The organism is Prosthecobacter sp. (assembly GCF_044222345.1).
In the GTDB taxonomy this organism is placed as follows: Bacteria; Verrucomicrobiota; Verrucomicrobiia; order Verrucomicrobiales; family Verrucomicrobiaceae; genus Prosthecobacter.
The window spans coordinates 116,880-134,946 of record NZ_JBGANL010000005.1 but is presented as its reverse complement, the minus strand read 5'-3'; the positions used below and the strand labels follow the sequence as shown (position 1 = coordinate 134,946).

Below are 18,067 nucleotides of genomic sequence, written 5' to 3'. Positions count from 1 at the left end.
CACCACGCCGCATTTCCGGTTGCGTTCACGTTGCACATGAAGATGAATCCCGCCCCCTCTATGGCCTCCTTCCGCACAGTCAAAGGCTTTCGCGACTTCTTCCCTGAAGAATGCGCACTGCGAAACTACATCACCGAAACCTGGCGCTCTGTCGCACGTCGCTATGGCTTCGTGGAGTATGAGGCCCCGCTCGTCGAAAGCACCGATCTCTACCGCAAGAAAAGCGGCGATGAAATCACCAACCAGCTCTACTGCTTTCTCGACAAAGCCGAACGTGAAATCTCCCTGCGCCCTGAGGTCACGCCATCGCTCGCACGCATGGCCACCGCTCGTCAGCGTGATTTCAAAAAGCCCATCAAGTGGTTCCAAATCGGCCCCTGCTTCCGCTATGAAGAGCCTCAGGAAGGGCGCGGCCGTGAGTTCATCCAGTTCAATGCGGACATCCTCGGCGACTCTTCGCCGGCGACTTCTGCGGAGCTGATCGCACTGGCCATCGACGTCGTGCGCGAGTTCGGCGTCAGCGCGGATGATTTTATCATCCGCCTGAGCAACCGCGAAATCTGGAGCACCTTCCTCGCGGACAAAAACATCGCCGAGGAGCACACCACGACTTTCCTGAGCATCATCGACAAGATCGAACGTGCACGCCCGGAGGAGACGGAGAAAAAGCTCGCGCTCATCGGGCTCACCACCGCCGAAGTCCGCGCCTTCATGGCCTCCACGGATGAGAATCACCCGGCCTTCGCTGCGCTGCGTGAAAACCTCACCGCGCGCGGCCTGTGGCAGTTCATCAAGATCGACGCCACCATCGTCCGTGGCCTCGCCTACTACACCGGCGTTGTGTTTGAAGTCTTTGATCTCAAGCACGGTCTCCGCGCCCTGGCCGGCGGCGGCACCTATGACAAGCTGTGTGCGCTCATGAGCGACGGCGGCGTGGACATGCCCGCCGCAGGCTTCGCCATGGGTGATGTCGTGCTCGGCATTCTGCTGAAGCGCACGCCCGGCGCGCAGATGAAGCTGACCAGCGCCTATCTCGCCGCCAGTAGCATCGATGCGTTTGTGGTCGTCGCTGATGAAGCCCAGCGTCCACACGCGCTCGCCGCCGTGCAGTCCCTGCGTGCCGCAGGCATCCGCATCGACTACAGCTTTGGCGCACAAAAAGTCGGCAAACAGTTTCAGGCCGCTGAAGATCGCAAAGCACGCTTTGCCATTGTCTTCGGTGCTGAATACCCCGAGGTCGTGATCAAAAACCTTCTCGCCCGTTCGCAAAGCGCGGTGCCGGTGGCAGGTCTGGTCGAAGAAGTGCAGAAGCTGCTCGCCGAACCTGCCCTTGGCCCGTTGATCGCCTGATCGAAGGCAAGCAATTGAACTTCATGAGCGTTGGTTTGAGCCAATCTCATGAAGTCCCTCCTGTTTCTTCTCGGCCTTGCTGCAATCACCGCACAGGCGCAACCGGCCTTCCGCGCTGGCGTCTCCGCCATCAACATCACTCCGAAGACGTTTCCACGCATCATCGCGGGCGGCTTCCTCGAAGGACGAGGCGATAAGATCGCGGACCGGCTGCATGTCCGCAGCTTTGTGCTGGATGACGGGAAGATGAAGATCGCCTTCGCCATCGTGGACACCTGCATGATGGAGCAGTCGCTCATTGATGAGGCCAAGGCGCTCGCTTCAAAACAATGCGGCATTCCCGTGGACCGCATGATGGTCAGCGCCACGCACACGCACTCCGCACCCGCGGCCATGGGCTGCCTCGGCACACGCAAGGACACCGAGTATGGCAAATTCCTCACGCCAAAAATTGCCGAAGCCATCGTGGAGGCGGACAAGGCGCTGCAGCCCGCGCGCATCGGCTGGGGCAGCTTTGATGACTGGGAGCACACGCACAACCGCCGCTGGATTCGACTGCCCGGCAAGGAGGTCGTTGATCCCTTTGGTCAGCCCACGGGCCGTGCGAACATGCATCCCGGTTACCTCAGCAAAGACGTCGTCGGCCCCAGCGGTCCGGTCGATCCCCAGCTCTCCGTCATCTCGCTGCAAACGAAGGACGGCAAACCACTCGGCGTGCTGGCCAACTACTCGCAGCACTACTTCGGCAGCGGTCCTATCTCTTCCGACTACTATGGCCTCTTCTGCAAACACCTCGCCGAGAAGCTGGGCCAGCCGGGCGAAGGCAACGGCACCTTCGTCTGCGCCATGAGCCAGGGCACCAGCGGTGACCAGATGTGGATGGACTACGGCGCGGAGAAGAAAAACATCACCCTCGACGCCTACGCCAGCGCTGTCGCAGACAGCGCCATGCAGGCCCTGAAGACCGTGACATATCACGATCACGCTCCCCTCGACATGGTGGAGAAAACGCTGGAGCTCAGCTACCGCGTCCCCGACGAAAAACGCCTCGCCTGGGCACGCCCAATCGCAGCCAAGATCGTAAACGACGTTCCAAAAAACAAAGAAGAAGTCTATGCCCGCGAGGCACTGATTCTGCACGAGCGACAGAAGACCAGCGTGAAGCTGCAGGCCATCCGCATCGGAGCCCTGAGCATCGCCACGCTGCCAAATGAAGTGTATGCGATCACCGGCCTCAAGCTCAAGGCGCAGAGCCCGCTGCCAGCATCGATCAATATTGAGCTGGCGAATGGGGCCGAAGGATATATACCGCCTCCCGAGCAGCACGTCCTCGGCGGCTACACCACTTGGCCGGCACGCACTGCTGGCCTGGAGGTGCAGGCTGAACCCAAGATGGTCGAGACTCTGCTTGATGCCCTGGAGGAGATCACCGGCAAAAATCGCCAGCTAATCACCCACACACTCGGCGCCTACCCGCAGGCCGTGTTTGCATCCAATCCCATCTCCTACTGGCGCATGGATGAGATCTCCGGAGACAAACTTTACCCTGTCAATGACTGGCGCGGCTCCGAGCCGCAATACGAGCCCGGAGTGGCCCTCTATCTGGAAGGTCCGCAAGGCGAGGCCTTCTCAGGCAAGGACATCAATCGTGCCCCCCATTTTGCTGGCGGCCGTGTGGATGGTTTTGAAATGAGTGGCACCGACTACAGCGTGGAATTCTGGTTCTGGAATGCGCTGCCGGCCAATGCACGCGCAGTCACCGGCTACCTCTTCTCCCGTGGCCCTGAAGGAGACAAAAACTGCCCCGGAGATCACCTCGGCATCGGCGGCACGCATGCGGATGCCGCACCTGACTGCCTGTTTGTTTACAATGGCAACAAGGCGAAAGGCCTGATCTCCGGCAAAACCAGGCTGGCGCTCAATCAGTGGCATCATGTGGTGCTGAACCGCAGCGGCAAACACCTTCAGGTGTTTCTCGATGGCAAACCCGAGATTGAGACGGATCTGGAGATCACCCACACGCCCAAGGATCAATGGTTCATCGGCGGACGCAGCGACAACTTGTTCAACTTCGAAGGCAAGATCGACGAAGTGGCCTTCTACAACGACGCGCTCACTGCCGATGAAACAGCCGCGCATTACAAGGCCAGTGGCATGAAACCGCCTGCACCTCCCAGGCTGCAGACAGCCACACCACCACTCTCACCTGAGGAATCAGCGAAGAAGTGGCATGTGCGCGAAGGTTACCGCATCGATCTCGTCGCCGCTGAGCCCGTGGTGCTGGACCCGGTGGCCTTTGACTGGGATTCAAAAGGCCGCCTGTGGGTCATTGAGATGGCGGATTATCCCCTCGGCATGGATGGCAACGGCAAGGCCGGCGGCCGCGTGGTGATGCTCGAAGACGGCAATGCGGATGGCCGCTACGACAAGCGCACAGTGATCGTGAATGATCTGAGCTATCCCACCGGCATCTTGACCTGGCGCGATGGCGTCATCGTGACCGCCGCTCCGGATATTTTCTTCATCAAGCCGAACGGCGAAAAGCAGGTGCTCTTCACCGGCTTCAGCACGGGCAATCAGCAGCTCCGCGTGAACGGCCTGCGCTGGGACATGGACGGCTGGGTGTACTGCGCGGCAGGCGCGCACCACGGCGGCTACAACAAAGGCACACAGATCGAATCCAAGCTCACCGGGGAAAAAATTGATCTCGGCAGCCGCGACTTCCGCTTCAAGCCGGACACCGGCGCTTTTGACCCACAGAGCGGCCCCTCTCAGTTCGGTCGCGCCCACGATGACTGGGGCCACTGGTTCGGCGTGCAGAACAGCTACCCACTTTGGCACTACGTGCTGCAGGATCACTACCTGCGCCGGAATCCGCACGTCATTCCGCCGGACCCGATCCATCAGCTGTTCCCGCGCAATCCAGCGGTGTATCCCGCCAGCAGCATGGAGAAGCGTTTCCACAGCTTCGACCAAGCAGGCCGCTTCACCAGCGCCTGCGGCATCGAGGTGTATCGCGATGCCGTGCTCTTCACCGACGGCAAAACCCACGCCTTCACCTGCGAGCCCTTCCACAACGTCGTGCAGCATCACATCCTCGAAGACGACGGCGTCACCTTCAAAGCCACGCGAGATCCCGCCGAATCCAAGATGGACTTCCTCGCCAGCGAAGACCGCTGGTGCCGCCCCGTCATGGTCCGCACCGGACCCGATGGCGCGCTGTGGGTCGCCGACATGTACCGCTACATGATCGAGCATCCGCAATGGCTGCCGCAGAACGGCAAAGATGAGCTGCTGCCGCATTACCGCGAAGGGGATGACAAGGGCAGGATCTGGAAAATCACCCGCGCTTCCGCATCACCACAAAGCACAATCGCAAAACAAGACTTGGTTTCTTCAAACGGCTGGCAGCGTGACAAAGCACAGATGCAGCTCGCTTGGAGCGGTGAAAAGACGGCCATCGAATCTCTCCTCAAATCCAAGCAGCCCCAAACGCGGGCACAAGCGGCGTGGACACTGCTGACCATGAAGAAGCTCAGCACCGCTGCGTGCTTGGACCTGCTTGCAGATGAATCGCCACATGTCCGTGAGCAGGCATTGCAGATGGCGGAGAAACTAGAGTGGAAAGACAACGAATCATCATCCCTCCAATCAGCCCTGGCAAAACTCGTGCACGACAAGGACGCGAAAGTGCAGCTACAACTGGCCTGCACTCTCGGCGAATTGAAAGGCGAATGGGCCGCTGATCTGCTGGCGGAGCTGTTGCATGCGGCTCCAGCCGGTTCGCCTTTGCAAGGCGCGGCACTGAGTTCGGTGATGCCGCACTTGGATCGTGTTTGCGCGCGTTTTCCCGAAGGCGGCGAGCCGGAAAACAATGGCGTGATTCGAATGCTCTTCCAATGTGCTTTGGCGGTGAAGAATGAAACGGCGATCGCCTCGCTGCTGTCCCACGAGGGAGCGCAAAGCCACGCATCCGAATGGCTCGCCGTCCTTGATGAAAAAGGGCTCTCGCTGTCCACCTTCACACAGCAAGTCTCCTCGGCGGAAGCGCAGCAAGGATTGAAGAAGATGGCCGACCTGCTCCACACGGCTGCTGAGCAAGTCAAAGCAGCCCAAGGAGCTCCGCCCATGGCGGCAGTAGCATTGCTGGCCTCAGACCGTGAGCATCGCGAAATGGTGAAGGCTCTGCTGCCGGAACTCTGGAAGAAATCTGCGAACCCCGAGGTGCTGCGTCTGGTGGCGAAGCTACAGCCCAAGGACGGCCCGGAATTCCTGCTGGCAGGCTGGAACGAGCGCACACCGGCGGTGCGCGTGCAGATCATCGAAACCCTCCTCTCCAGCGATGCCTGGACCCTGGCGCTGCTGAAGCGGCCGGAGGCAAAATCATGCGATGCGGCACTGCGCGCGCGGCTGACGAAGCACCCCAAAAAGGAAATCGCGAAGCAGGCGGCGGCAGTGTTTGCGGATGCCACAAGCGCCACACGCGCTGCCGTAGTCGAGAAGTTCAAACCCGCGCTGAAACTGACAGGCGATGCCGCCAAAGGCAAAACCACCTTCGCCCAGGTTTGCATCAGCTGTCACAAACTCGACGGCGTGGGCATCGAGCTGGGGCCGGATCTGCGCAGCGTGGTGCAGCATGACGCGGAAAAGCTCATGAACTCCATCCTCGACCCGAGCGCGATCATCGAGCCCGGATTCATGGCCTACCATTGCACGCTCAAAAGCGGCGAGCAGCTCTACGGCGTGATCGCCACGGAAACGAGCGCGAGCCTCACGCTGAAGATGGCGGGAAATCTGACGAAGTCGGTGCTGCGCAGCGAGATCGAAAAACTTCAGAGCACCGGCACGTCCCTGATGCCGGAAGGCCTCGAAGCCGCTCTCACGCCGCAGTCGCTGGCAGATCTGATCGCCTACCTGCAGACGCCCAAGTAATTTTCGGATTCGCAGTATGTGGCTAGAGAGCCCTCCTCTGGCGCGTATTGCACCTCGATGTCCTCTCCCGATCATTCATGCAGCGGCCACGGCGGATCGCACGCCTTTGGTTTCATGAATCCCCGTCTGCGGGATGGCGTGGTCGTCCACAGTCGGCGCTCAGTGCTCAAAACAAGCCTCGCAGGCCTGGGCGGGCTCACCCTGCCTGCGCTCACAAAGCTGCGTGCGGAGGGCAAGGCCACCAAGGGCCGCAAAGCGGTGATCCTCCTCTGGATGACCGGCGGCCCCTCACAGATCGACACCTGGGACCCCAAGCCAAACCGCCCGCGTGAGATCCGCGGCCCCTTCAAAACGATCCCCACCAAGCTGCCCGGCACGCACATCTGCGAGTATCTGCCCAAACAGGCCGCCATGCTGGACAAGTTCACGCTCATCCGCTCGGTGGACTGCCGCTTCAGCAATCATGAGCCCAACATGGTCATGCAGACCGCGAACCTCGCCAACGAGCCGCGCACGAATCCAAAGGCGAAGTACTACCCCTCGTTCGGCAGCATCGTGGCAAAGCATCGCGGAGCGAATCATCCGGCCATGCCGCCGTATGTCGTGCTGAACATGAAGTCACGCTCCCACGTGGCCTGGGGCGGCTACCTCGGCACGCAGTATGATCCCTTCGATGGCAGCAGCGCCACCAAGCTCTTCCAGCTTCCCTCCGGCCTCAGCATGGACCGCCTGCACGCACGCCAGACGCTGAGCAAACAAATGGATGGCCTGCGGGCCGAGATCGACGCCAGCGGCATGATGAGCGCCATGGACAGCTTCTCGCAGACCGCCTTCGACATCGTGGCCGGTGGCCGGGCACAGGAAGCTTTTGATCTGAGCAAGGAACCGCAAAAAGTGCGCGACCGCTACGGCGAGCATGACTGGGCCAAACAGGCGCTGCTCGCACGCCGACTCGTGGAGCGCGGCTCCTCCTTCGTCACCATCGATCTCAGCAATCACGGAGCCTCCGGCACCTGGGACAATCACGGCGACAACATCCCGCCCTACGGCGGCATCTGGAATGGCCTGCGCCCGCTGCTGCCCGTGTTTGACCATGTTATCACCACGCTTGTCAGCGATCTCGCCGAGCGCGGCATGCTCGACGACACCCTCGTCATCACCATGGGTGAGTTTGGCCGCACGCCCACACTGGGCACGCAGGGCAGTACGGATGGCCGCAACCACTGGCCCTACGTCATGTCCATGTCCCTCGCGGGTGGTGGCTTCCGTCATGGCCAGGTCATCGGAGCTTCCGACAAAGACGGCGGCCAGATTGATGAACGCCCCGTCACTCCCGGCGATCTCGCCGCCACCATCTACCACCACATGGGTGTCCCGCTTGACACGATCTACACGGATCATCAGGGCAGGCCCAACTTCATCGTGGACCAGGGTGCGCCCTTGCGGGAGCTGATCTGAGCCTGAACGTTCAGCTCTGCTCGCTAGGGCCAGAGCCTATCCACGCGCCCGCCTTTCATTCTTTACATGATGAAGGCTAGATGTCAGTCTTACTCATCGTTCGTTTCCTCGCATGCAGATGACTGTCGCTGTTCCCAAAGAAACCCATCCGGGAGAAACGCGTACCGCTCTGGTGCCCGAGCATGTGGCCAAGCTGACGGCCTTGGGGGCCAAGATCGAAGTGGAGTCCGGCTTGGGGCTTGCCTGCGGCCACAGTGACATGGATTACACGAGAGCAGGCGCAGCAGTGCGGAAAGACCGCGCCGCGATGCTGGCTGCGGCGGATGTCATCCTGCAGGTGCGCAAGCCGACGCTCGATGAAGTGAGCGCCCTGCGTGAAAGTGCGGTGCTCATCGCGTTGCTCGATCCATTTCAATCTCCCGAATTAATCCGTGCGCTGGCGGCACGCAGCGTGAGCGCCATCAGCATGGAGATGGTGCCCCGCAGCACGCGGGCGCAGAAAATGGACGTGCTGTCATCCCAGGCGAGTCTGGCAGGCTACGCCGCCGTGATCGTGGCCGCAGGGCAGTCCGGAAAGATTTTCCCCATGATGATGACACCCGCAGGCACGATCAAGCCGGTGAAGGTTTTCATCATCGGTGCCGGCGTGGCGGGGCTGCAGGCCATTGCCACGGCCAGACGTCTCGGCGCCAAAGTGGAGGCCTTTGATACGCGGCCCGTCGTTGAGGAGCAGGTGAAATCACTCGGCGCGAAGTTTGTGAAAATCGATGTGGGTGAGACCGGGCAGACGGAAGGCGGTTACGCCAAGGCGCTGACAGAGGATCAGCTCAAGCTCCAGCGCGAAGGCATGGCGCGAGTGTGCGCGGAGTCGGACATCGTCATCACCACGGCGCAGGTGTTTGGCCGCCGTGCGCCGGTGCTGCTCACCAGCGAGATGCTGGATGCTATGAAGCCGGGCAGCGTCGTGGTGGATCTCGCCGTCGAGAGCGGCGGCAACGTCGAAGGCGTGGTGGCGGATGAAACCACCGACCGCAAAGGCGTGAAGATCGTGGGCATCGCCAGCCTCCCGGGCCGGGTGCCGGTGCATGCAAGCCAGATGTACTCGTCCAACATCACCGCCTTGCTGACGGAGTTCTGGGACAAGGAGACTCAGGCGCTGAAGCTGAACCTGGAGGATGACATTCTCAAAAACTGCGTCGTCACCCACGGCGGGAGAATCATGAATGAAAAACTCGCCGCCGCCACCTGACCTGCCATGACCGTGGAAATGCTCATCTTTGTCATCTTTGTGCTGTCGGTATTCCTCGGCTTCGAGCTCATTTCCAAGGTGCCGTCCATGCTGCACACACCGCTGATGTCCGGCACCAATGCGATCCACGGCATCATCCTGCTCGGCGGCATGTTGGCACTCGCTGAGGCCGACGGCTTCATCCAATCCGCCGCCGGATTCGCCGCCGTCGTGCTGGGTTCCGCCAACGTGTTCGGCGGCTTCATGGTCACCGACCGCATGCTGCAAATGTTCAAACGCAAGAAGTGAATCAACCGCCCCCATGATCACCTCCTTTGCCTTTCTGCTCGCTTCTGTTCTGTTCATCCTCGGCATCAAACTGCTGGCCTCTCCCAAGACTGCACGGCGGGGAAATCTCATCGCAGGTCTGGGCATGGTGCTCGCCCTACTGGCGGTGCTGCCGCAGTTGCATGGCTCGCACGGTGCAGGCGTCTCAATTTGGAAGTGGCTGCTGATCTTCGTCGGCATCCTGCTGGGCCTTGTCATCGGTGCTGCCGGCGCCTACAAGGTGAAAATGACCGCCATGCCTCAGATGGTGGCTCTCTTCAATGGTGCCGGGGGCGGTGCGGCGGCCCTGGTGGCGGCGATTGAGTTCGCCCATCTCACGGCGGATTCGAGCCTGAAGCTGGTGGTTTCGATGCTCTGCGCGGCCATGATCGGTGCCGTGTCGCTGTCCGGCAGCATCATCGCCTTCTTCAAGCTGGAAGGCCATTTTGACAAACCGGTGACCTATCCCGCGCAGCAGTGGCTGAACGGCGGTCTGTTCGTGGTCAGCCTGCTGCTGGCGCTCGCGATGGCCGGGGGCTCGCACAGCATGGTCTTCATGGGCTTGTTTCTGGTGATCGCGTTCGCCCTCGGTGTCCTGATGGTCATGCCCATCGGCGGCGCAGACATGCCGGTGGTCATTTCGCTGCTGAACTCCTTCACCGGCCTCGCCGTCGCGGCGGACGGGTTCGCCATCGACAATGTCGCCATGATCATCGCCGGGACGCTCGTCGGCTCCTCCGGCACCCTCCTGACCCTGGCCATGTGCCAGGCCATGAACCGTCCCGTGACGAACGTGCTCTTCAGCGCCTTTGGCAAGATGGATGCCACCGCCAGCACGGCAGCCGCAGCCACGGGCAGTGTGAAATCCGTGCAGGCGGATGAGGCCGCTCTGCTGCTCAGCATGGCCGGACGGGTGGTCATCGTGCCCGGCTACGGGCTCGCCGTCGCGCAGGCGCAGCATCAGGTGCGGCAGCTTTCGGATGAACTGGCCAAAAAGGGCGTGGAGGTCAGCTTTGCCATCCACCCCGTGGCCGGACGCATGCCCGGCCACATGAACGTGCTGCTGGCCGAGGCCGACGTGCCCTACGATCAGCTCATTGAAATGGAGACCATCAACCCCGAGATGGAGCGCGTGGACGTGTGCCTCGTCATCGGTGCCAACGACGTGGTGAATCCCGCCGCTCACGAGGACAAATCCAGCCCCATCTACGGCATGCCCATCATCGAAGCCGAGAAAGCCGGCACTGTGATCGTCATGAAGCGCAGCATGGGCAAAGGCTTCGCCGGCATCGAAAACGCCCTCTTCCTTCGCGACAACTGCCGCATGCTCTTCGGCGATGCCAAGGCCTCCCTGCAGGAACTCGTGACGCTGATTAAGGCGGGCTAGCGGCCACGCTTGGAAAACGGATCTCCGCATGTTACAGGGGGGCATGCGCATTCATGTGGTCAGTGATTTGCATCAGGAATTCGGCGAAGTGCCAATACCAAGGGTGGAGTGTGACTGCGTGGTGCTTGCAGGAGATGTCTCCACCAAGACCAATGGGCTGAAATGGATTCTGCGGGAAATCACGGACATTCCAGTCATCTACATCTGCGGAAATCACGAGTTCTACGGCGAGAATTACCCCAGCCTTTTTGACAAGCTGCGCGAGCAGTCCCGCGGCACCCATGTTCACTTTCTGGAGAACGAATCCGTGGCCATTGGCGGCGTGCGATTCTTCGGCAGCACACTCTGGACTGACATGGCGCTCATGGGTGATTGGATGGATGGGGCGGCTGCAGCCGCAGTCGAGATGAACGATTACAAGAGGGCGCGCAATTCCAGTCGCGGATACAAACGCCTCTCACCTCGTGACACACGGCTGGCTCATCTGGCGTCGGTTCAAGCTCTGAGAGACTTCCTCAGCAGCGGCGATCCACGGACTTCCGTTGTCGTCACCCACCATGCCCCTTCCCTTTTGTCACTTCCTGAGCGCAGGCGCACTGAACCGATCAGCTGTGCCTACGCCTCCCATCTCGACGCTTTGATTCAAGAGTTTCAGCCCCAGCTCTGGATTCATGGCCACATTCATCACAACAATGACTACCGGATTGGAGAGACCCGCATTCTGGCGAACCCTCGGGCCTATCCGGATGCTCCCAACAAGGGCTTCATCCCCGATCTCATTGTCGAGATTTCATCTTAAAGCCCCGCCTAGCACTCGCACAAATCAGTTCGCACACCACATTCCCACCATGCGCCTCATCCTCACCGCCCTCCTGTTTGCTACGGTCGTTCATGCCCAGCAGCCCGCCGCGCCGAAGCCGAAGGCTTTCATAGACCCAGCACAGACGGACGATGATTTTGCGATCCAAGGCGAGTATGTCGGTGAAATCGACGGCAAGACCTACGGCGTGCAGATCTGGGCGCAGGGCGGCGGCAAGTTTGAGGCGGTGAGCCATCTCGGCGGTCTGCCGGGCGCGGGTTGGGATGGAGACCGCAGTACGATCACCCGAGTCATCGGCACGCGGGCGGCAGGCGAAAAAACCGCTGCGTTTACTTCGCCAGACGGAACCATCAAGGCCGAGGTGAACGGCGCGAGCATCCTGGTGAATAATGCTGACGGACTGAAAATCATGGAGCTTAACCGCACCAACCGCGAATCCCCCACCCTGGGCGCCCAGCCGCCGGAGAATGCGATGGTGCTGTTTGATGGCAAGGGGGTTAACCATTTCCCCAATTCGCGTGTGGATGAAACAATCGGCGCTTTGATGGAGGGCATCACCAGCGAAGACACCTTTGGCGACTGCAGCCTCCATGTGGAGTTCCTCCTGCCCTACATGCCAGATGCGCGGGGTCAGGGCCGGGGAAACAGCGGCCTCTACCTTCAAGGCCGCTACGAGGTGCAGATGCTCGACAGCTTCGCCCTCGAAGGGAAGGACAACGAGTGCGGCGGGTTGTACAAGATCGCTGCGCCGAAGCTGAACATGTGTCTGCCTCCGCTGACCTGGCAGACCTATGATGTGGATTTCACCGCTGCCAAATATGATGCAGGCGGCCAGAAGTCCGCGAATGCAAAGATCACCGTCAAACACAACGGCGTGGTGATTCACGAGAATCAGGAACTGCCCGGTGCGACGACCTCAGCGCCCAACCAAGAAGCCCCGACGCCGGGACCGCTTTACCTTCAGAACCATGGCAACCCGGTCCGCTACCGCCATATCTGGGTGGTGAAAAAGTAACGCCAGCATCGCTTTTACCCACAAGCTAGGAGAGCAATTGCGCCGCATAATTGTGAATAACGCAGACCCATGTGAATACAGGGGTCGTATTTTTTCGCGAATAATTATGGCAATCGGACTGGGAATCTATTATTTAAGGCCTATTAACTACCAATTCCGCCTGTGTTCGGAACTGGCCTTTTTGTACGCCCGCTCATGCCTCCTGCCAAGAATGGCTCGAAAAAATCAGCCAAGCGCCCTTCCCGCAAGCGTAAGGGCGCGGCCACCCACGTCATCGACTATCAGCCGGAATCTCCGGTCATTCGCGAGCATGAGGCGGTGGAGCGCCGCCGTCGGGGCTTCCGCACGGCGATGTGGCTGATCACGGCGATGATCGTGGTCGGCATCGGCTGGGTGACATGGCACGAGGCGCTGGAAAAGAATTCGCAGTTTATGCTGAAGACCGTGGAGGTGAACACGGAGGGCACCCTGACGCGGCAGCAACTCGTCGCCGCCACCGGCCTCACCGAAGCCACCAACCTGCTCACCATGAACCTGCGCGAAGTGCGCGCGAAGATCGAACGCCTGCCCCAGGTGAAGTCGGCGGTGATCCATCGTGACTACCACGGCAAGCTCACGCTGGATGTCGTGCAGCGCCTGCCAGTGGCCTGGATGGAATGCCCCAAGCACAAGCTTCTGGGCCCCCTGACCGGCAAAGGCTGTCTGATTGATGCGGAAGGCGCGCTGGTGCCATGCCATGTCGTCACCCGGGAGTATCTCGCGATGCCCCGCATCCAATACCCGGCACTCAGTGACGCCACCCCCGGCAAACCCTTGCCAGAGATGCAGGTTCACGCGGCGCTTCGTCTCATGGAGAAGCTGCAAAAGCGCCAGCAGGATGACCACCCTGCTCTGGAAATGATCGAGATCCCGAATCCATGGTCGCTCGTCGCCCACTTCAACGGCGATACCAAAATCACCTTCGGAGTGGATGACATGGACCCCCAGCTGGCGCGCTTTGACCGCGTCATGCACGAGGCACGCGCGCGCAAATGGCGCGTCGCCACGCTGAACCTGATTGCCAGCATCAACACCCCCGCCACCTTTCATGAAACGCCGGATGTCACCGGGCTGAATCTGGCGGACACCGCCTCCACCCCACCCGCACGCTGAAACTCATGGCCAAAAGCACCATTTACGCAGGTCTTGAAATCGGAACACACAAGATCTGTGTCGTCGTGGGTGAAGCCAAGCGCGATGGAGCCATCAAGATTCTCGGCGTCGGCCAGGCCCCCTCCCGGGGCGTGCGCAAAGGCGAGATCGTCGATTTCGAAAAGGTCCAGACCTGCGTGAACGATGCCCTCGTGCGTGCAGAGGACCGCAGCGATGTGATGATCCGCAATGTCTTCCTCGGCGTCACCGGGGCGCACATCGAGAGCTTGAACAATCGCGGCCGTCACCGCCTCCCGGACGATCAGACGGAAATCAGCGAGGACGACGTGGAGGAGGCGAAGGAAATCGCCCGCAGCGTGTCCATTCCGCAGTCCAATGTCTTTCTGCACAGCGTCACGCGCCAGTACATCGTGGATGGCCAGGAGGCCGTGCGCCAGCCGATCGGGCGTGAAGGCCGTGTGCTGGAGGCGGACTACCACATCATCCATGGCGTGCGTGGCCGCGTGCAGAATGCGATCCGCTGTGTGCGCGAAATCCCGCTCGAAGTGGAGGACGTGGTTTTCAATCCCGTCGCAGCGGCGCAGGTCGTGCTGACACGTGAGGCGAAAATGCAGGGTGCGCTCATGATCGACTTCGGTGCCGGCACTTGTGACTACGTCTTGTATGAAGACGGCATGATCACCGCCTCCGGCTGCGTCCCCCTCGGCGGCGACCACATCACCAATGATGTCTCGATGGCGCTGCAGATCCCGAACGGCCGCGCCGAACGCCTCAAGGTGGAGGAGGGCAGCGTGCTCTATGACGATGTGCCGGAGGGAGAAATGCTCAGCATCGAGGACGACACCGGCCTGATCCTCGGCGAGATCGAGCGGGCGTTTCTGAACGAGGTCATGAACCTCCGCACTAAAGAAATACTTATCCAAGTGAAGGTGCGGGTGGAGGATCATCTGGGCCGTCTCGGCGCGGGCATTTACCTCACCGGGGGCGTCAGCATGATGAAAGGCGTTGACGTGGTGGCCCGTGAAGTGTTTGGGATCAAAGTTACGCGCGCAGGTTCGGCTCCCGTCAGCGGCATCACCGCCACTTTCGAGAATCCGCAATACTCCGCTCCGATCGGCCTCATTCGTTATGCGCAGATACTGGACAGCGAGAAGCCCTTTCTCTCCCCCCTGAAACGCCTTGGCCGACGCATGCAGGAACTCCTCTCATCCGTCACACTTTAATTTAAAGACAGCAGCCCAACCTTAACCACCCACGATTATGGTAGAATACGACCGCTCCCAATCAACTGAAGGTGCCAGCACTGCGGCACCGCGCATCTGCATCGTCGGTGTCGGTGGCGCAGGTTCCAACGTTGTCGATCGCATCACCCTGGACCGCATCGTGGATGCCACGCTGGTCTGCGCGCACACGGATGTGCGGGTGCTCGGTCATTCCATGGCTCCGGTGAAGATCCAGCTGGGTGCCGAGCTCATGAAGGGCATCGGCGCCGGTGGCGACCCCGATCTCGGGCGTGAGGCGGCGCTGTTCTCGCGCGAGCAGATTCGTCAGGCCGTTGAGAATCACGACATCATCTTCATCAGCGCCGGACTCGGCGGCGGTACCGGCAGCGGTGCGGCCCCTGTCATTGCTGAAATCGCGAAGAACACCGGTGCCTTGGTGCTCGTTGTCGCCACCATGCCGTTCAGCTTCGAAGGCCGCCGTCGTCTGGCCCAGGCCGAGGAGGCGCTGGAACTGCTGCAAAAACGTGCGGATGCCCTCGTGCTGTTTGAAAACAACCGCATGGGCGAGCTCATCCTGCCGAAGGATGGCATTCAGAAAGCCTTCAATCAGGCGGACCAGCTCATCGCCCAGAGCCTGCGCGCCATCTCCACCATCACCATCACGCCCGGCCTGGTGAAGCTGGGCCTCGACGACCTCACTTCCGCGCTGGCCAATGCCAACGGCCGCTGCCTCTTTGGCTTCGGCGAAGCCCGCGGCCAGAACCGTGGTGCCGAGGCGCTCAAGAAAGCGCTCAAGAGCCCGCTGATCGACTCTGGCCGCCTCCTGCACCAGACGAAGAACCTGCTGGTCCACGTCGCCGGCGGCGAATCACTCACCCTGGTCGAAGTCGAGGGTGTCATGAAGCAGCTCGGACGTCACGTGCCGGATCAAACCCACATTCTCTTTGGCCTCGGTGTCGATGCGAAGCTGGGAGACGCCGTCGCCGTCACGCTCATCAGTTCGCTGGGACTCAACCAGCTCAACGCCCACGCCACTGCCGCACCGCCTTCGGAAATGCTCCAGCCCCGCGCTGAGCTGCCCGCGCCCGCCCCTGTCGCAGCCCCGGCCCCTGCCCCGGCTCCAGTAGCCGCCCCCGCTCCCAGACGCGAAATTGCGGCTAAGAAAGCCCCCTCTTTGTTTGCGCCCCCAGCGCCCGTAGCATCGCCCCCGGATCTGCTTTTCAAATCCGAGGAGTTTGCCGCAGTCTCTGCCGTCAGTGAATCTTTCCCATTGGCCAGCCTTCATGCGGAAGCTGCCCAACTGCCGCCCGTGGAACAGCCGGTGGCCCATGTGGAAGAGCCGCCTCCCTTTGAGACATTTGAGCCCTTTGAAGAACCCTCAGCCCCATCTGTGATCGTTCCCACTCCGGAAACGGCACGCATTCCAGTGCGCACGCCTGCCGCGAAGGAACTTGCCGATGCCGCCCGCAGCAGCAAGGAATCGACCCTCGCCGCCGTCGTGGCCCGCAGTGTCACCCTGCAGACCGAAGTCTCTGCTGCGCAGGACGACCTCATTTCGTTCGACGAACCAGAGCCCGAATCGACCACAATCAGCGCCACCGCCGTCCTCACCCGCAAACCCACGGCGGCTGAAAGCCAGCAGACCTTCAGCCTCGGCGAAGAAGACCGCGGCCGCTTCAAGGACACCGAGCCCTCGATCGTGCAAGGTGAGGACCTCGACGTCCCGACCTGGATGCGCCTGAAGAAGAAGCTTCGCCGCTAGGCTTGTGCATTTGCTGCTCTAAAACAGCACCCAAGGCGCGTTTGTTCACCCGCATGAACGCTCCTTTCACACGCCGTCGCCTGCTTCAAACACTGCCCCTTGCTGCCTGCGCGGGCAGTTTCAACATCCTCGCCCGTTCGCAGGAGGCCAAAAAATCATGGATCACCGGCAATCCGGCCATCGACAAGCCGCGCGAAATCGCCCTGAGCCTGCTGAAGCCCACGCAGGCGCAGATTGACCACGCCTGGGAGCTGCATTTCGGCTCCGTCGTCTTTGAAAGCTACGGCTTCGCGCCGCGCTGCGCCGTCGATGCGGAGGCGATGAACGAGGCGATCAAATCCGGCATGGGCGCCGCCGAGATCAACGACCTGCGCGAGTCCATGTCCATGAACCGCAACGCGACCAACGAGCGCGAGCGCAAGGAATTCCTCGACGCCTTCCACGCCGCCGGCGTGACCTGCATTTTCCAAAATACGGGCGAAGAAGGCAGCGACCCCATGCGGCTGATCAAGCGCCTGGCGCATTTCACCAAAGCCACAGACTTGCTGAATCCGACACTCTCCAAGGTCGTAACATCCGCTGAAATCGAGGCGCTGAAAAAGGCAGGAAACGTCGGTCTGTGCTTCACCACCAATGGCGTGCCCTTGATGCAGGACTGGGAGAGCGTGCGCGATGAACTGCGCTTCATTCGCATCTTCCACGAACTGGGCACTCGCATGATGCACGTGACCTACAACCGCCGCAATCCGCTCGGAGACGGCGCCGGAGAGCCCCACGATGGTGGCCTGAGCGATTTCGGCCATGCAGCCATCGCAGAGATGAACAAAATAGGTGTCATTGCCGATGTGGCGCACAGCGGCTGGAAGACGGCCTACGATGCCGCCAAGGCCAGCACGCGGCCCATGGTGGCCAGTCACACCACCTGCTGCGGCGTTTATGAGCACTTCCGCGGCAAGCCGGACGATACCATCAAGGCTATCTGCGACACCGACGGTCTCGTGGGCATCTGCTGCATCCCGCGTTTCCTCGGTGGCAAAGGCGACATCACCGCTCTGCTGGATCACCTGGACCATCTCATCAAGAAATTCGGGGCCAAGCACGCCGCCATCGGCTGCGATGTGGCCTACACCTCGCGTTTTGACAAGGAGGAGCGGGCCAAGCTGCTCAAAGCCCCCGGCGGCAGCGCTGACAAGTGGGAGCATCTCTGGCCCAAGGACGACTACGTCACGAGCATCGAGGCAGAGCAGAGCGTCGCCTGGTCCAACTGGCCGCTTTTCACCCTCGGCATGATCATGCGCGGTCACAGCGATGAGACGATCCGGCAGGTCATCGGCGGCAACATGCTGCGGGTGCTCAAGGCAAATCAGGTCTGACAAGTGATAAAAACCGCGTTTTACGGCCTGCAAGGTGGCA

The 18,067-nt window shown here is 61.0% G+C and carries 12 protein-coding genes; all 12 read left to right on the top strand.

Annotation, left to right across the window (positions count from 1 at the left end):
* Positions 1 to 60: 60 nt before the first annotated feature.
* The 12 genes from hisS (at position 61) to ACILSL_RS05035 (ending at position 18,027) form a co-directional block, all read left to right on the top strand.
* Entirely contained in the window at positions 61 to 1,350 is a 1,290-nt protein-coding gene (gene hisS, locus ACILSL_RS05090) for a histidine--tRNA ligase (protein ID WP_395730920.1), read from the top strand.
* Between the two features lie 48 nt (positions 1,351 to 1,398).
* Positions 1,399 to 6,282 carry a neutral/alkaline non-lysosomal ceramidase N-terminal domain-containing protein gene (locus tag ACILSL_RS05085; protein ID WP_395730919.1) on the top strand — a complete coding sequence of 1,628 codons (4,884 nt, stop codon included), beginning with the start codon at positions 1,399 to 1,401 and terminating at the stop codon, positions 6,280 to 6,282.
* Between the two features lie 114 nt (positions 6,283 to 6,396).
* Positions 6,397 to 7,740 carry a DUF1501 domain-containing protein gene (locus ACILSL_RS05080; protein ID WP_395730918.1) on the top strand — a complete coding sequence of 448 codons (1,344 nt, stop codon included), beginning with the start codon at positions 6,397 to 6,399 and terminating at the stop codon, positions 7,738 to 7,740.
* Positions 7,741 to 7,858: 118 nt separating this feature from the next.
* Entirely contained in the window at positions 7,859 to 8,989 is a 1,131-nt protein-coding gene (locus ACILSL_RS05075; protein WP_395730944.1) for a Re/Si-specific NAD(P)(+) transhydrogenase subunit alpha, read from the top strand.
* Between the two features lie 6 nt (positions 8,990 to 8,995).
* On the top strand, positions 8,996 to 9,277 hold the full coding sequence (locus tag ACILSL_RS05070) for an NAD(P) transhydrogenase subunit alpha (protein ID WP_395730917.1): 282 nt from the start codon (positions 8,996 to 8,998) through the stop codon (positions 9,275 to 9,277).
* Positions 9,278 to 9,290: 13 nt separating this feature from the next.
* Positions 9,291 to 10,682 carry an NAD(P)(+) transhydrogenase (Re/Si-specific) subunit beta gene (locus tag ACILSL_RS05065; protein WP_395730916.1) on the top strand — a complete coding sequence of 464 codons (1,392 nt, stop codon included), beginning with the start codon at positions 9,291 to 9,293 and terminating at the stop codon, positions 10,680 to 10,682.
* A gap of 43 nt (positions 10,683 to 10,725) precedes the next feature.
* Complete coding sequence (locus ACILSL_RS05060) at positions 10,726 to 11,481, top strand: metallophosphoesterase (RefSeq protein WP_395730915.1); 756 nt, start codon at positions 10,726 to 10,728, stop codon at positions 11,479 to 11,481.
* 49 nt (positions 11,482 to 11,530) lie between these two features.
* Positions 11,531 to 12,517, top strand: a complete 987-nt coding sequence (locus ACILSL_RS05055) for a DUF1080 domain-containing protein (protein ID WP_395730914.1) — start codon at positions 11,531 to 11,533, stop codon at positions 12,515 to 12,517.
* Positions 12,518 to 12,712: 195 nt separating this feature from the next.
* A complete protein-coding gene (locus tag ACILSL_RS05050) occupies positions 12,713 to 13,669 on the top strand; it encodes a cell division protein FtsQ/DivIB (protein ID WP_395730913.1) in 957 nt (318 codons plus the stop codon).
* A 5-nt stretch (positions 13,670 to 13,674) separates the two neighbouring features.
* A complete protein-coding gene (gene ftsA / locus ACILSL_RS05045) occupies positions 13,675 to 14,892 on the top strand; it encodes a cell division protein FtsA (RefSeq protein WP_395730912.1) in 1,218 nt (405 codons plus the stop codon).
* 37 nt (positions 14,893 to 14,929) lie between these two features.
* Positions 14,930 to 16,654 carry a cell division protein FtsZ gene (locus tag ACILSL_RS05040; protein WP_395730911.1) on the top strand — a complete coding sequence of 575 codons (1,725 nt, stop codon included), beginning with the start codon at positions 14,930 to 14,932 and terminating at the stop codon, positions 16,652 to 16,654.
* A 53-nt stretch (positions 16,655 to 16,707) separates the two neighbouring features.
* Positions 16,708 to 18,027 (top strand): dipeptidase, encoded by a 1,320-nt coding sequence (locus ACILSL_RS05035; protein WP_395730910.1) that lies wholly within the window; start codon positions 16,708 to 16,710, stop codon positions 18,025 to 18,027.
* The last annotated feature ends 40 nt before the right edge of the window (positions 18,028 to 18,067 follow it).

Bases quoted from the DNA above. Each gene is read 5' to 3' on its own strand.
- hisS (WP_395730920.1), top strand. From the start codon at position 61: ATGGCCTCCTTCCGCACAGTCAAAGGCTTTCGCGACTTCTTCCCTGAA.
- ACILSL_RS05085 (WP_395730919.1), top strand. From the start codon at position 1,399: ATGAAGTCCCTCCTGTTTCTTCTCGGCCTTGCTGCAATCACCGCACAG.
- ACILSL_RS05080 (WP_395730918.1), top strand. From the start codon at position 6,397: ATGAATCCCCGTCTGCGGGATGGCGTGGTCGTCCACAGTCGGCGCTCA.
- ACILSL_RS05075 (WP_395730944.1), top strand. From the start codon at position 7,859: ATGACTGTCGCTGTTCCCAAAGAAACCCATCCGGGAGAAACGCGTACC.
- ACILSL_RS05070 (WP_395730917.1), top strand. From the start codon at position 8,996: ATGACCGTGGAAATGCTCATCTTTGTCATCTTTGTGCTGTCGGTATTC.
- ACILSL_RS05065 (WP_395730916.1), top strand. From the start codon at position 9,291: ATGATCACCTCCTTTGCCTTTCTGCTCGCTTCTGTTCTGTTCATCCTC.
- ACILSL_RS05060 (WP_395730915.1), top strand. From the start codon at position 10,726: ATGCGCATTCATGTGGTCAGTGATTTGCATCAGGAATTCGGCGAAGTG.
- ACILSL_RS05055 (WP_395730914.1), top strand. From the start codon at position 11,531: ATGCGCCTCATCCTCACCGCCCTCCTGTTTGCTACGGTCGTTCATGCC.
- ACILSL_RS05050 (WP_395730913.1), top strand. From the start codon at position 12,713: ATGCCTCCTGCCAAGAATGGCTCGAAAAAATCAGCCAAGCGCCCTTCC.
- ftsA (WP_395730912.1), top strand. From the start codon at position 13,675: ATGGCCAAAAGCACCATTTACGCAGGTCTTGAAATCGGAACACACAAG.
- ACILSL_RS05040 (WP_395730911.1), top strand. From the start codon at position 14,930: ATGGTAGAATACGACCGCTCCCAATCAACTGAAGGTGCCAGCACTGCG.
- ACILSL_RS05035 (WP_395730910.1), top strand. From the start codon at position 16,708: ATGAACGCTCCTTTCACACGCCGTCGCCTGCTTCAAACACTGCCCCTT.